Below are 14,634 nucleotides of genomic sequence, written 5' to 3' on the forward strand. Positions count from 1 at the left end.
ACGGAAGAGGTTTTTTTATGTTTTGCGAAAGAAAGAGAGGCGTTCACGCATGAGCGAAGTATTGGCAACATATCTTCTGACAGACACAACGGACAGTGAAAAGCGGGCGGAACAGATTGCGGCGGGGCTGACGGTAGGCTCCTGGACTGACCTGCCCCTGGTGAAGCAGGAACAGCTCAGAAAACATAAAGGGCGGGTCGTAAAAGTTGAGGAGAAAGAAGGAACCTCAGAAAACGAAACACAATCCGTCATCACCATCGCCTATCCCGAGGCGAACTTTTCAAGAGATATTCCGGCCGTCCTGACGACGGTATTCGGAAAGCTGTCACTGGACGGAAAAATAAAATTGACTGATCTTGAATTTTCCGAAGGGTTTAAACGCTCCCTTCCCGGGCCGAAATTCGGTATATACGGCATCCGCAAACTGCTGGGCGAATTTGAAAGACCGCTTCTGATGAGCATATTTAAAGGCGTGATCGGACGGGATCTCGCCGACATTAAAGAACAGCTCAGACAGCAGGCGCTCGGCGGCATGGATCTTATTAAAGATGACGAAATTTTCTTTGAAAATGAACTGGCTCCGTTTGAAACCCGCATTATCGAAGGAAAACAAGTCCTGAAGGAAACCCGGGAGGAGACGGGGCATAAAACGCTGTATGCCGTAAACCTTACGGGAAGGACCGCTGAATTGCGGGATAAAGCGAGGCGCGCGGCAGAACTCGGGGCGGACGCGCTTTTATTGAATGTGTTCGCTTACGGTTTAGATGTGATGCAGAGCCTTGCTGAAGACAGGGAAATCCCGATTCCGATCATGGCGCATCCGGCAGTCAGCGGCGCGTTCACATCATCTCCCGTTTACGGCTTGTCGCATGCGCTTTTGCTCGGCAAGCTGAACCGCTATTGCGGCGCTGATTTCAGCTTATTTCCGTCACCTTACGGAACCGTTGCTCTTCCGAAGGAGTCCGCGCTTGCAATCCATGATGAATGTGTAAAAGACGATGTCTTTCATCCGTCGTTTGCCGTCCCGTCAGCAGGCATTCACCCCGGTATGGTGCCATTATTGATGCGCGATTTCGGCATCGACCACATCATCAATGCCGGCGGAGGCATTCACGGCCACCCGAAAGGAGCCGAGGGCGGCGGAAAAGCGTTCCGCGCCGTCATTGATGCGGTGCTTGAAGCGCAGCCGATTGAAGAAAAAGCCGCGTCGTGCAAAGATCTTCAGCTCGCATTAGACAAATGGGGAAGGGTGGAAGCCGTATGACCCGCACACCGCTGATTATTTGTGATTTCGACGGAACGGTCACCATGAACGACAACATTGTCAGCATGATGAAAGAATTCGCGCCTCCTGAGTGGCTTGAATTAAAAGACGGTGTTCTGTCAAAAAGCATATCAATCCAAGAAGGAGTCGGCCGGATGTTCGGACTGCTGCCGAGCAGCTTAAAAGAAGAACTGACCGGCTTTATCCTGAAGGATGCGAAAATACGGGACGGCTTTTTGGATTTTGTCTCGTTTGTCCGCTCAAACGATCTCCCGTTTTATATCGTAAGCGGGGGAATGGACTTTTTTGTGCATCCGCTTTTGGAAGGGATCGTAGAAAAGGAGCGGATTTTCTGCAATCATGCATCCTTTGACAATGAATATATTCATATAGACTGGCCGCACGCCTGTGACGGAGCCTGTACCAATCAATGCGGCTGCTGCAAACCGTCAGTCATCCGGAAGCTATCCGATCAGCAGAAATTTCTCGTTATGATCGGTGATTCGGTCACGGATGTCGAGGCTGCAAAGTTATCCGATATGTGTTTTGCGAGAGATTATCTTTTGACTGAATGCAAAGAACTCGGCCTCCGGCATCTGCCTTTTCAAGATTTTCATGAGGTGAAAACAGGCATTGAAAACATCGGGGAGGTGCAGGCATGGCTGCAAAAGAAGAACGCTGGCGCGAACTTGCCGAGGTAAAACGCGAGCTGGCCGAAAGAGACTGGTTCCCGGGAACGAGCGGGAATCTTTCCATCAAAGTATCTGACGGGCCGCTGACTTTTCTCGTTACGGCGAGCGGAAAAGACAAACGAAAAGAAACAGACGAAGATTTTCTCTTAATCGATGAATACGGGAAGCCCGCTGAGACAGGCCATTCTTTAAAACCTTCAGCGGAAACGCTTCTCCATACTTACTTATACCAAAAGACAGACGCCGGCTGCTGTCTGCATGTCCATACCGTCAATAATAATGTCATCTCAGAGCTTTACGGGGATGAAAAACAAATCACTTTTCAGGGGCAGGAGATGATTAAGGCGCTCGGATTATGGGAGGAAAACGCGTCCGTGACCGTTCCGATCATTGACAATCCGGCGCACATCCCGGCATTGGCCGAAAATTTCGCGCACCATGCGGACGCCGGCTCAGGCGCGGTGTTAATCCGCAATCACGGCATTACGGCATGGGGGCGGACCGCATTTGAAGCGAAAAGGGTGCTGGAAGCCTATGAATTTTTATTCAGCTGTCACCTCAAGCTTCTGGCACTTCGTCCGCAGCTGGTAAAATAAAAGGAGGAATAGAAAATGGCGACCATCAGAATTCATGACGAAAAGAATACGATCATTGAACATCAGGAAGAAGTAGCACGCTTCTTAGACGAGCAAGAGGTGATCTATGAGCAGTGGAACATTGAAAAACTTCCGTCTGAGCTTTCGGAAAAATACGATCTAACTGAAGATGAAAAAGAACGGATTCTCGCGGCGTTTGACACGGAGATTCAGGACATTTCAGCCCGGCGCGGATATCAGTCTCAGGATGTCATTTCTTTATCAGATACCACGCCGAATCTTGATGAATTATTAAAAAATTTCCAAAGAGAACATCACCACACGGATGATGAAGTCCGCTTTATCGTCAGCGGACACGGCATCTTCGTCATTCAAGGCAAAGACGGCACATTTTTCGACGTCCGTTTAAATCCGGGAGATTTGATTTCAGTTCCGGAGAACATCCGCCACTACTTTACGCTTCAGGAAGACCGCCGGGTCGTCGCAATCCGAATCTTTGTGACGACTGAGGGCTGGGTGCCGATTTACGAAAATGAAAGTGTGCAAAACTGATAGACGCCCGAACCTCTCATGCACCCACCGGCATGAGAGGTTTTTTATTGTAATATAAAGTCAGCTGTGGCTGTTTTTTAAATCTTGAATATGCCGCATTCTGTTTATATCATTACCCGAATGGGTATTATTCTCGTATTCATGCAAAGATTCCAATATGAAATGAAAAAATAAGTTATTTAGTAAAAAAATGTTTACAAATAAAGTATAATCTGTAATAATGCTCAATAACCCAATCAAACTTGTTTCCTATTCTTTTAGCGGTGAGGGGTGAAGTGAATGGGCAGTTATTCTGAACAAGAAAAATTGCTTGTATCTATTGATAAAAAAAGAAAAATGATGATAGATGCAGCTAACAGGCAAGGGTTTACAGGATATGACACGATCAGGCACAGCCAGGAACTGGACTGTCTGATGAACGCGTATCAGCAGCTGGTAAACCGTGATCGTACACATCACCAAGGAATACAGGGCCTTGTGAAGAAAATAGGCTTGTTCTCCCGCGGTGACGTCATGCCTGCATATGAAGCAAACAAATGATTGATGATAAAACAGATAACGAAGACTGAATGCGCTTCCTGATCAAGCGCCGCATCCGAAAGATGACCGCGTACAGTCAGCAGATTTTTCCGCTGACACGGCTCACGAAGCGCCTCGTACTATCTGCCGGCTATGATGCCGTTCCTCTGGTATATCCTCTTACACATATTCTTCTTTAAATAAAAAACACCCCGATCCAGGGTGTTTTTTTCATCGAGAAGCGGCAGGGAGGGCAATGGTGACCTCTGTGCCCTTATCGACTTCGCTTTGAATGTCAATCGAACCGCCGTACATCAGCATGATTCGTTTACATACGACAAGGCCGAGGCCGGTGCCTTTTTCCTTTGACGTTACAAACGGAAGAAAAATGTGCTCAAGCATATCTTCAGAAATGCCCATTCCGTTGTCGGCCACCTTAATGACTGCTTTATGATCGCGGGCTTCTAAATAGATGGACAGCCGGCCGCCTTCCTGCATGGATTCCAGCGCGTTTTTCGCGACATTTAAAATCACCTGTTTAATATGGTCTTTCGTGCAGTTGACCTTGAGCGGCCGATTGACGAGAATCTCCACATTCACTTCCACATTATACAGATTCCCTTCAGAATAAATAATCGGCATAATCTCATCAAGAATATCCTGCAGCGAGTTCACTTCCAACCGTTCAGCAGTGGGTTTTCCAAGCACTAAAAACTCACTGACAATCTGATTGATCCGTTTAATCTCCTGCTCAATAATTGAGAAATACAGCTGATCTTCCTCCGATTTGTATTTTTTCTGCAAAAGCTGAATGAAGCCGCTGATCCCTGTAAGCGGGTTGCGGATTTCATGGGCGGTGCTGGCGGCAAGCGTTCCGATCAGCTCCAATTTCTGCGCTTCATTTTGAGCACGCTCCAGCTGGGTCTTGCGCTTAAGCAGATAATATTGAACGAGGATGAACAGAATATTCAGCAGCACGGCAATACTGGACATCGGCAGCAGCACGCTTTTGGTCAGCTCATTCAGCTCAACCGGTTTCGGATAAACATTGATATTCCAATTAATATCATCCAGATAGCCGCTGACCGGTTTCACACCTTCTGATTGATCAGCCCGTCCGCTGGCAAATATCACTTTATTCTGATTGGTTGCCTTGACATAAACGTCAGGGCTCAGCATATTGATCATATTTCTCAAATAATCGACTTGTATGGCGGCTACTAAATAATCCGTGACTTCCCGTTTTGCGTCTAACACCGGCACGCAGATCGTGAAGATGCGCTGGCCTGTAATTCTGCTGGAGTAGTCATTTGTGATGACCGTTTTTTTCGTCTTTTTCGCCTTCGTAAAATACGGTCTGTCGGCCAAGTTCACCTTTGATTTCAGATCAGTCGTGCTTGCGATGACATCACCTTTGGAATTCAGCATATACAGACCGCTGAATCTGGGTTCATCCTCAAAAGCCTGATCAAGAATGTCAATGATCTTTTCTTCATTGACAGGCTTATCGACAGCGATCGCAAGTGTTGTCATCCGGGCTTTTGTTTCACCGATTAAATAATTGAGCTTATTGCGGTGAAGGTTGAGCATCATACTGGCTTCCTGTATGTGTTTATCGGCTATTTTCTGCTTTTCTTTTTCATAAATGAAAAAGCTGATAATAAGTGCCGGGATGATCACCAATATGAGATAAAGCTTGATCTTTCCCCGGGCACCTTTAAATGTATTCACTCTGCATCGCTCCAACATTACACTTGAATAGAGGTATTATATCATTTTTATACTTCTTTAATAAGAAAAAATAACCAAAATGATAGAAAAACAAATTATTTTATTAAGGTCAGACAAAAAGAAGAGAAATTTTGGAAACATTTTTGTTGACATTTTTCATTTTGTTTATTAATGTTTCTCTGTAACGGTTTCTTTTGTAAAAGGATGATTGAATGTATGACGGATAAAACAGAAAACTCATTGAAATTATTTATTGTACTGTCACGTGCGTACCGATCTATTAACGACCATATGAATAAACATATTCATAAGCACGGCCTGAACCCGACGGAATTTGCGGTGCTTGAGCTGCTGTACCACAAAGGCAACCAGCCGCTTCAGCAGATCGGCGACAAAATTTTATTAGCGAGCGGAAGTATTACATACGTTGTTGACAAATTAGAGAAAAAAGAACTTCTCATCAGAAAAGCCTCGCCGACTGACAGGAGAGTGACTTTCGCACAGATTTCTGAAAAGGGAATCCGTCTTTTGGACGATATTTTCCCTGATCATGCTGAAGAAATTAAAGAAATGATCAGTGTGCTGAGTGATGAAGAGATAGAAATGTGTACGGAAATGCTGAAAAGAGTGGGATTAAACGCTAAACATTTTCATCAGAAATAAAAAAGGAAGCCATTTGAAAGGCTTCCTTTTTTATATTACTGATTTTGGTCAGTCGCGGCGTTTCTAGGCTGTATCAATACCTCGACGCGCCTGTTTTTGCTGCGCCCTTCAGCGGTTTTGTTCGACACGGCCGGTTTATACTCTCCGAAACCTTTGGCGCTGAAAACTTTTGCGTCAAGTTTCGGGTTTTCTGTCAGAATAGCCATGAAGTTGACGGCCCGCATGACGCTTAAATGCCAGTTAGATTGATATTGTGAGTTTTTAATCGGTACATTGTCCGTATGTCCGCTGATGATAATGTTCCTCGGCGGATTCAGCACAAGGAGATTCGAGATTTCCTTGGCAAGCGGAATATCTTCCTGACGGATATCCGCCCGTCCGGAATCAAAAAAGATACTGTCTTTAATCGTAATTAAGAGTCCTTCTTTAGTCAGCTTTGTTTCAAGCTGAGTTTCAAGCTTTTTATTTTTTATAAATTGATTGACTTGCTTTTGCACGCCTTCAAGTTCTTCGCGGTCGGCTGCTTCTCTTTCTTTCTTTTTCTGTTCTTTATCTTTTTCCTTGTCTTTTTTTAACTGATCAACGCCGTCTTTTTCGTTTTCAGGAGGGGTGAGGCTTGAATATTCAAGAACACCCGTGCCTCCGGTAAACACGGCGTTAAATGATTTAGACAGCATTTGGAATTTCGCCGCATCGACCGAGCTCATGGCGAACAATACAATGAACAGAGCCAAAAGAAGGGTGAGCAAATCCGCGTACGGGATCAGCCAAGACTCATCCACATGCTCGTCATCATGCTTCTTCTTCTTTTTTCTCGCCATTGTTTGCCTCTCCTTCTTGTTCAGCGACTTTTGCGCGTTCATTCGCAGGAAGATACATGAGAAGTTTTTGTTCGATCACTTTCGGAGCCTGTCCTTCAAGCACTGACAGAACGCCTTCGATCATGATTTCACGCAGTTTGACTTCCTGCTTTGATTTGCGTTTCAGTTTGTTGGCGAAGGGATGCCATAGTACATATCCTGTGAAAATCCCGAGAAGGGTGGCGACAAACGCCGCACTGATGGCATGTCCGAGCGCCTCGGTGTTGTTCATGTTGGAAAGAGCGGCGATAAGGCCGATGACCGCACCCAAAACGCCGAGTGTCGGCGCATATGTGCCGGCTTGTGTAAAGATGGCTGCGCCGGCCTGGTGTCTGTCTTCCATCGCTTCAACTTCCTCAGTCATAATATCTCTGATAAATTCTGCGCTTTGTCCGTCAACCGCCATGCTCAGGCCGTTTTTCAAAAATGCGTCATCCACGTCTTCAATGCTTGCTTCCAATGCGAGCAGACCTTCACGTCTGGCGATTTGCGCCCATTGAGAGAACATAGGAATTAATTGCGCAATTGTCAGCTGTTTGTTTTCTTTAAACAGCACTTTAAAAAGGGCAGGCACTTTTTTGATTTCTTTTCCGGGGAATGCGATGATCACCGCAGAAATCGTACCGAACAAAATAATCAGAATAGCTGCCGGGTTAGCGAGTGCGCTTAAGCTGACCCCTTTCAGCACCATGCCCACGCTTAAAGCAATCAAGGCGAGGATGATACCGATAATCGATGTTTTATCCATAGTTTTCACCAAATCCTTTATACTAGCTTTCTATGGTTAATATCGGTGGCAGTGCATGGAACTTTAGGGTGATTGAGAAATTGTTCCCGAATTCTTCACAGTTTCTCCCTTCCGGCATGGAGAAAGAAACAAAAAAGCGGCTCCCCGAAAGGAGGGAACCGCTTTTTTCTTATTGTGCCCGGACTTTGATGCCGTCCTCTTCCATTACGACACGGAAGGCTTTTATTTCGTTGTCATCCAATAAGAGATCTGTCATTTCGTCCTCGATCAATTCTTGGATGGTTCTTCTGAGCGGGCGTGCTCCGAAAGCTGGGTGGTAGCCGATTTCAGCGATTTGTTCTTTCGCATCATCGGTGACGCTCAGGCTGATGCCGCGCTCTTTTAATGTGTCTTCAAGCTCTGTGAGAAGCAGGCTGACGATTTTCACGAGATGTTCTTTTTTCAGGGATTGGAATTCAATAATGCTGTCAAACCGGTTTAAAAACTCCGGTTTGAAGAACGCGCTCAGTGAATCAATCAGCGTTTGTTCTTCCAGGACGCTCTCTTCAGATTGGAATCCGACTTTCACCTGTTTTTCGCCGGTTCCAGCGTTGCTTGTCATAATCAAAACGGTATCTTTGAAGCTGACCGTTCTGCCCTGGCTGTCTGTCAGACGGCCGTCCTCCATAATCTGCAGAAACATATGCTGGACATCAGGGTGGGCTTTTTCAATCTCATCGAGCAGCACGATGCTGTACGGATTGCGGCGCACTTTTTCCGTTAATTGACCGGCTTCATCGTGTCCGACATATCCCGGCGGTGAACCGATGATTTTTGATACGGCGTGTTTTTCCATGTATTCACTCATATCGAGACGGATAATGGAATCTTTTGTACCGAACAGTTCATCTGCGAGTGTCTTTGATAACTCGGTTTTTCCGACTCCGGTCGGTCCGACAAAGAGGAAGGAGCCGACAGGTCTGTTTTTGGATTTTAAGCCGACGCGGCTTCGTCTGACCGCTTTCGCCACTTTTTTCACGGCTTTTTCCTGACCGATGACGCGCTGATGAAGATGCTCTTCAAGTTCCTTCATTTTTACTTGTTCATCAGCCTGGAGTTTTCCGACCGGAATGCCTGTTTTCTGTTCAATGATGGCTTGAATATGCTCCGCCCCGATTTCAGGTGAAGAGGCCGGTGTTTCATGCGCCAGCTGCTTTTCCAACGCCGCTTCTTCATCACGCAGTTTCGCGGCAAGCTCATAATTTTCTTCATGAAGCGCTTTTGTTTTCTCCGCGTCAATTGCTTTGAGTCTCTCAGCCGCATCTTCTTCATTTACGGTATCAAGCTCCAAGTTCGCCTTAGAGCCGGCTTCATCTAATAAGTCGATCGCTTTATCCGGCAGGTGGCGGTCCTGAATGTAACGGGATGAAAGCGTAACACAGGCGTTTATCGCTTCATTGCTGAATGTGACGCCGTGGTATTTCTCATATTTATCTTTAATGCCTTCCAGAATGCTGATGGCTTGTTCTATTGTAGGCTCGTGAACCATGACGGGCTGGAAGCGTCTTTCAAGCGCCGCATCTTTTTCAATCTGGCGGTACTCTTTCAGCGTTGTCGCCCCGATGACCTGCAGCTCGCCTCTGGCAAGCGCCGGTTTCAGGATGTTCCCGGCATCCATTGATCCCTCGGCAGAGCCGGCGCCTACAAGAAGATGAATCTCATCAATGAACAAGATGACGTTTTTCCGTTCTTTTAATTCGTTCATTAATTGTTTCATTCTTTCTTCAAACTGGCCTCTGATCCCTGTATTGGCGACGAGAGAAGCGACGTCAAGCAGGTAAAGCTCTTTGTTTTTCAATTTGTTCGGCACATCGCCTTCAGCGATTTTAAGCGCGAGGCCTTCTGCAATAGCCGTTTTACCGACGCCCGGCTCACCGATCAGCACCGGATTGTTTTTATTCCGGCGGTTCAAAATTTCAATTACGCGCGCCACTTCATTATCGCGGCCGATCACAGGGTCAATCAGACCTGCTTTTGCGGCGTTTGTGACGTTTTGAGCGAGCTCGTCGAGCAGGCCTTTTTCAGGGCCGGCCTGCTGTTTATTTTGATTGGGAGCGAAACCTTGCTCAAACGGGAATCCGAATGATTGCGGCCCCATGCTCATAGACGGTTTTCGGGTTAATTCTGTATAACATGTTTCACATAAAACGAATTGTTTTTGAATGGAATTGACTTGCATGTTCAGGCGAATCGTCGCCTCGTTTTTCTGACAATGTTGACAACGCATTTGCCAAAACCTCCTTGAAAAATGTTTGATCATCTTTGACCAAATGGATTAGAAAATAAGGTCTTAACTTTGACCTTCTTTGATTAATAGTATACTCTGACCTTCTTTGACTTTCAAGTATTTTGTTTCAAACCCCGAAAAATAAATGTTTACAGCATGATAAGTGATATTTGTGAGGTTTGATTATTTTTGACCAATATAGTCAGAAAGGAAATGAAATGCTTTGACCTTTCTTGATGAAGAGTATACGCCGGCCCTTTTTTTCTTTCAATATTTTTGCTTAGAGGAGAGAGCTGAATCTGTTTTCTCCGGGGAAGGACGATTTGTTCGTCTTTTCGGGCGACTTGTCTCATAAGCATATATAAAGGCCTGGACAAATCTGCGCTTAGCCGGAGGGTGAAATGGGACAAACAAAAGGTTCTGCAAGTCAGCTTGCATTTGTATACGTAGGCACGGTTGTAGGAGCCGGTTTTGCCACGGGACGGGAAATCGTTGAGTTTTTTCTGAAGTTTGGCTGGATCGGTCTGTTCGGTATCGTGGTAAGCGGTCTGATGTTTACATATTTAGGCGCCAAAATCATGATCATTTCCAAACGGATTCACGCAGCATCTTATCAGGAATTGAACACATATTTATTCGGCCAGTCCATCGGCCGCGCCGTGAATATGTTTATGATGTTTATATTGCTGGGAGTGACCTCTGTCATGCTCTCCGGAGCGGGGGCGCTGTTTCATGAACAGCTTGGATGGTCCGCACAAGCGGGGATCCTTCTGACGATCGTACTGAGCTTTGCCGTCATGACAAGCGGTGTTAAAGGTGTGTTCGGCGTCAATATATTGGTTGTGCCGCTTTTAATTTCTTTCTCTTTTATCGTGACAGCTGATTCATTTGTATTTACAAGCACGAGAAACGCGGACGAATGGGTATGGCCTGACAAGTGGAATTGGCTTTTGTCCGCCGTCTCTTACGGCGCGTTAAATTTATCGCTCGCCCAAGCCGTCCTTGTGCCGCTTGCGAACGAAATGTCTTCAGAGAAGGTGATCAGAAGGGGGGCTTATATAGGCGGCGTTCTGTTGACACTGGTGCTTGCCGCGAGCTTTTTATCATTATCGGTGCTGCCGGATGTGCTGGAGTTTGACATTCCGATGGCTCAAGTTGTCTATTCGTATTCGCGTTCGCTTCATATCATTTATTTGTTTATTATTTTCGGGGAAGTGTTTACGTCGGTCATCGGCAATTTATACGGATTGGAAAAACAATTAAACAGTTTTCTTCATATAAGAAGTACATATATTTACGGCGGCATTTTGGCGTTTGCTTTCATTATCAGCCAAATCGGCTACGGACAGCTGATTTCCACCGTTTATCCGGTGTTTGGATATGTGAGCCTCGCTTTTATCGGCGCATTGATTTGCAAAAAAATCCCGAAAGAAAAATAAGGATATAAGGAAAATGTCTGTATTTTTTGGGAATTACCCTTCTTTTTTCCTGACATTTCTGTATAATGAATTGGGAAATGATGGGGAGGAGTAAGAGATGAAAGCTCGACGTGTATTATTGGGATTTATTTTTATTTGTATCGGCATTGCGTTTTTTTTACAGAAGGCGGGAGTTATACATATATCCGCAGGTTCGGCGTGGCCGTTTCTTTTCATTATAATGTCCGCAGGGTTTCACGCCGGATTTATTTTTGCGAAAAAAACGCCTGACCAGGCGGGACTGCTCGTTCCGGGCGGTATGTTTCTTGTGCTGGGCTGCCTGTTTTGTTTTGAAACGGCAACGGGATGGACGTATTCAGGCGTGACGTGGCCTGTTTATATATGGGCGCCTGCTCTCGGTCTGTTTGAGCTGTGGTATTTCAGCGGGAGGAAGTTAGGTGTATTGATTCCTGCTTTCATCCTGACTGCCGTGGGAGCACTATGCTTTGCCGGTATGCTGATGCCGGGGCGGTGGCCGCTTTTGATCATCGCAGCCGCGCTTTTGTTTCACGCGGCTGCCTTTATGCAGCCGAAAAAAAGATCGGGCCTTCTTATTCCGGGCGGCATTTTGCTTGTGACGGGCGGCTTGTTATGGTTTGAAACGCTGACGGATTGGACATACGCAAATGTGACATCGCCTGTCTACCTCTTTGCCGTTGCGTTCGGCCTGTTTGAAGCCTGGCTGTTCGACAGAAGGAAAAGGGGGCTTTTGACTGCTGCTGCGGTTCTGTGCGCCGCGGGCATTTTCGGCATATTCACCAATGCAAATGAAGTCATCAGCGAACGCGGCTGGCCCGCTCTCATTCTTTTGCTGGGCGCCGCTTTTCACATTCCGATTTTCGGCCCGAAACCTGTCAAAAACGCGGGACTTCTCGTACCGGGCGGCATCTTGTTGATTACGGGGATCTTGTTTGTCTTTGAAACGGCAACCAATTGGTCCTACTCCGGTGTGACATGGCCTGTTTACCTGCTTGCAACGGCATTCGGTTTATTTGAGCTGTGGCTGTTCGGCGGGAAAGAGAAGGCGCTGCTCATCCCGGTTGCGGTGCTGACCTTGACAGCACTTTGCTTTATGATGACGAATCAGCCGATCATTCCGGTTTCTGTTTTCTGGCCTGCTTTATTTGTTCTGATCGGGATTGCGCTGATGGTATTTCCGGGGAAAAAACGCGGGGCTTAAACCCGCTTTTGCAGCCTGACACAGGGTTCAGGCTGTTTTTTTATTGTCACGGGAAACAACATTATGGTATGATAGCAAAAGTGAAAAAAGAAGAAAATCCGTATTGATGCGGGAGAGGTTCTAGCTACACCCTCTATAAAAAACTAAGGACGAGCTGTATCCTTGGATACGGTTTTTTTTATGTTTTTTAGGGCGCCTTCTCCGAAAAAGGCGCTTTTTTTATGGAATGATAGATAAGGGAGAGAAAGACATGAAAAAAGAAAAAGCAGTTGTGGTGTTCAGCGGAGGCCAAGACAGCACGACTTGTTTATTATGGGCTTTGCAAAACTTTGAAGAAGTGGAAACCGTTACATTCCATTATAATCAGCGTCACCAAGAAGAAATCGATGTGGCAAAATCGATTGCCGAAAAGCTCGGTGTCAAAAACCACTTGCTTGATATGTCTCTTTTAAATCAGCTTGCGCCGAATGCGCTGACAAGAGATGATATCGAAATTGAAGCGAAGGACGGGGAACTGCCGACAACCTTTGTACCGGGACGCAACCTCGTGTTTTTATCCTTTGCTTCGATTCTTGCGTATCAAATTGGCGCGCGCCACATTATTACCGGTGTTTGCGAGACTGATTTCAGCGGCTACCCGGACTGCCGTGACGAGTTTGTCAAATCCTGCAATGTCACCGTCAACTTGGCGATGGAAAAGCCGTTCGTCATTCATACGCCGCTTATGTGGCTGAACAAAGCAGAAACGTGGAAACTTGCGGATGAGCTCGGCGCGCTTGATTTTGTAAAGAATAACACACTGACTTGCTATAACGGCATCATTGCGGACGGATGCGGCGAATGCCCGGCATGCCTGCTCCGCAATAAAGGATATGATGAATATATGAAAATGAAAGGAGAGCGGAACTAATTGCTTTCTCAAATTTACCCGCAGGTTCAGCATCCTTATTCGTTTGAGTTGAATAAGGACATGCACATTTCAGCCGCGCACTTTATTCCCCGCGAAAGCGCCGGAGCGTGCAGCAGAGTCCACGGGCACACGTATACAGTAAATATTACCGTTGCGGGGGATGAACTGGACGATTCAGGCTTTCTCGTGAATTTCAGCGTGCTGAAGAAATTGGTGCACGGCGCTTATGACCATACATTGCTGAATGACCATGAGGAATTTTCTGATGATGACAGATATTCACTGCCGACGACCGAGGTCGTGGCCAAAACGATTTACGATAAGGTGCAGTCCTACCTTGAAACACTGGAGAATCAGCCGGTCTGCGTGCAGATTTTTGTCAGGGAAACCCCGACAAGCTATTGCGTATACCGCCCGAAAAAAGGTGATAGGAATGGCTAAAGGAATTCCGGTATTAGAAATTTTCGGACCGACGATACAAGGGGAGGGCATGGTTATCGGCCAGAAAACCATGTTCGTCCGCACGGCGGGCTGCGACTACTCCTGCAGCTGGTGCGACTCCGCTTTTACATGGGACGGCTCAGCCAAAAAAGACATCCGCTGGATGACGGCGGAAGACATTTACCGCGAGCTGAGAGAAATTGGCGGAGACGCCTTTTCCCATGTCACCATCTCAGGAGGAAACCCGGCGCTGTTAAAGCAGCTTGACGCGCTGATTCTGCTGCTGAAAGAGCACGGGGTGCGCGCCGCTTTAGAAACGCAGGGAACGGTCTATCAGGATTGGTTCACAATGATTAACGACCTGACGATTTCACCGAAGCCGCCAAGTTCGGGGATGACAACCGATTTTGCAAAGCTCGATCACATTGTGTCTTCGCTTGATGCGGCAGAAAGGCTTAACGCGGTCAGCTTAAAGGTCGTCATCTTTAATGATGAAGATCTGGAATTTGCCAAAACTGTGCACAAGCGGTATCCGGGAATCCCGTTTTATTTACAAGTCGGAAATGATGACGTGCATACGACAGATGATCAGTCACTGATTGCACATTTGCTTGGGAAATATGAAGCGCTTGTTGATAAGGTAGCTGTCGATGCGGAGCTGAATCTCGTCAGAGTGCTCCCGCAGCTGCACACCCTGTTATGGGGCAACAAACGCGGAGTATAATAGAAAGGAA

15 protein-coding genes and 1 riboswitch are annotated in these 14,634 nt (G+C 46.5%); of the genes, 11 read left to right on the top strand and 4 right to left on the bottom strand.

The window, feature by feature from the left end:
- Window positions 1-49 precede the first annotated feature (49 nt).
- The 5 genes from mtnW to NYE50_RS07705 all read left to right on the top strand — a co-directional run bounded on the left by mtnW (window position 50) and on the right by NYE50_RS07705 (window position 3,644).
- Window positions 50-1,264: a 2,3-diketo-5-methylthiopentyl-1-phosphate enolase gene (gene mtnW, locus NYE50_RS07685; protein WP_159354077.1), complete on the top strand. Its 1,215-nt coding sequence runs from the start codon at window positions 50-52 to the stop codon at window positions 1,262-1,264.
- Window positions 1,261-1,965 (top strand): 2-hydroxy-3-keto-5-methylthiopentenyl-1-phosphate phosphatase, encoded by a 705-nt coding sequence (mtnX, locus tag NYE50_RS07690; protein WP_095061347.1) that lies wholly within the window; start codon window positions 1,261-1,263, stop codon window positions 1,963-1,965. The genes mtnW and mtnX overlap by 4 nt, the downstream gene beginning before the upstream one ends.
- On the top strand, window positions 1,923-2,552 hold the full coding sequence (locus NYE50_RS07695; protein ID WP_029974830.1) for a methylthioribulose 1-phosphate dehydratase: 630 nt from the start codon (window positions 1,923-1,925) through the stop codon (window positions 2,550-2,552). Before mtnX ends, NYE50_RS07695 begins: the two co-directional genes overlap by 43 nt.
- Window positions 2,553-2,567: 15 nt before the next feature.
- Complete coding sequence (locus NYE50_RS07700) at window positions 2,568-3,104, top strand: 1,2-dihydroxy-3-keto-5-methylthiopentene dioxygenase (RefSeq protein ID WP_029974828.1); 537 nt, start codon at window positions 2,568-2,570, stop codon at window positions 3,102-3,104.
- A 279-nt stretch (window positions 3,105-3,383) separates the two neighbouring features.
- Window positions 3,384-3,644 (top strand): aspartyl-phosphate phosphatase Spo0E family protein, encoded by a 261-nt coding sequence (locus NYE50_RS07705; protein WP_003154690.1) that lies wholly within the window; start codon window positions 3,384-3,386, stop codon window positions 3,642-3,644.
- A gap of 210 nt (window positions 3,645-3,854) precedes the next feature.
- On the opposite strand, the gene NYE50_RS07710 is transcribed toward NYE50_RS07705, so the two are convergent.
- Window positions 3,855-5,372, bottom strand: a complete 1,518-nt coding sequence (locus tag NYE50_RS07710) for an ATP-binding protein (RefSeq protein ID WP_029974827.1) — start codon at window positions 5,370-5,372, stop codon at window positions 3,855-3,857.
- Window positions 5,373-5,570: 198 nt separating this feature from the next.
- On the opposite strand from NYE50_RS07710, the gene NYE50_RS07715 reads away from it, so the two are divergent.
- Window positions 5,571-6,017 (top strand): MarR family winged helix-turn-helix transcriptional regulator, encoded by a 447-nt coding sequence (locus tag NYE50_RS07715; RefSeq protein ID WP_003154686.1) that lies wholly within the window; start codon window positions 5,571-5,573, stop codon window positions 6,015-6,017.
- Window positions 6,018-6,052: 35 nt separating this feature from the next.
- Here NYE50_RS07715 and motB read toward each other — a convergent pair whose 3' ends face one another.
- From motB to clpE, 3 genes are all read right to left on the bottom strand, one after another.
- Window positions 6,053-6,838 (bottom strand): flagellar motor protein MotB, encoded by a 786-nt coding sequence (gene motB / locus NYE50_RS07720; RefSeq protein WP_017417652.1) that lies wholly within the window; start codon window positions 6,836-6,838, stop codon window positions 6,053-6,055.
- A complete protein-coding gene (motA, locus tag NYE50_RS07725; protein ID WP_007408461.1) occupies window positions 6,810-7,625 on the bottom strand; it encodes a flagellar motor stator protein MotA in 816 nt (271 codons plus the stop codon). Before motA ends, motB begins: the two co-directional genes overlap by 29 nt.
- Window positions 7,626-7,794: 169 nt before the next feature.
- Window positions 7,795-9,891, bottom strand: coding sequence for an ATP-dependent protease ATP-binding subunit ClpE (clpE, locus tag NYE50_RS07730; RefSeq protein ID WP_340763913.1), 2,097 nt, complete (start codon window positions 9,889-9,891; stop codon window positions 7,795-7,797).
- A gap of 401 nt (window positions 9,892-10,292) precedes the next feature.
- Here clpE and NYE50_RS07735 point away from each other — a divergent pair, with 401 nt between their 5' ends.
- The 5 genes from NYE50_RS07735 to queE all read left to right on the top strand — a co-directional run bounded on the left by NYE50_RS07735 (window position 10,293) and on the right by queE (window position 14,624).
- Entirely contained in the window at window positions 10,293-11,330 is a 1,038-nt protein-coding gene (locus tag NYE50_RS07735) for a YkvI family membrane protein (protein WP_172869187.1), read from the top strand.
- Between the two features lie 97 nt (window positions 11,331-11,427).
- Complete coding sequence (locus tag NYE50_RS07740; protein ID WP_172869189.1) at window positions 11,428-12,549, top strand: hypothetical protein; 1,122 nt, start codon at window positions 11,428-11,430, stop codon at window positions 12,547-12,549.
- A gap of 108 nt (window positions 12,550-12,657) precedes the next feature.
- Window positions 12,658-12,702: riboswitch (PreQ1 riboswitch) on the top strand.
- Window positions 12,703-12,799: 97 nt separating this feature from the next.
- The gene (queC, locus tag NYE50_RS07745; protein WP_003154679.1) at window positions 12,800-13,459 is read left to right on the top strand and encodes a 7-cyano-7-deazaguanine synthase QueC; all 660 of its coding nucleotides are present in this window, start codon (window positions 12,800-12,802) and stop codon (window positions 13,457-13,459) included.
- A complete protein-coding gene (queD, locus tag NYE50_RS07750; protein ID WP_014417585.1) occupies window positions 13,460-13,900 on the top strand; it encodes a 6-carboxytetrahydropterin synthase QueD in 441 nt (146 codons plus the stop codon).
- Window positions 13,893-14,624, top strand: a complete 732-nt coding sequence (queE, locus tag NYE50_RS07755; protein WP_224988590.1) for a 7-carboxy-7-deazaguanine synthase QueE — start codon at window positions 13,893-13,895, stop codon at window positions 14,622-14,624. The genes queD and queE overlap by 8 nt, the downstream gene beginning before the upstream one ends.
- The last annotated feature ends 10 nt before the right edge of the window (window positions 14,625-14,634 follow it).

Source organism: Bacillus sp. EU55 (assembly GCF_038005925.1).
Lineage (GTDB): Bacteria > Bacillota > Bacilli > Bacillales > Bacillaceae > Bacillus > Bacillus velezensis.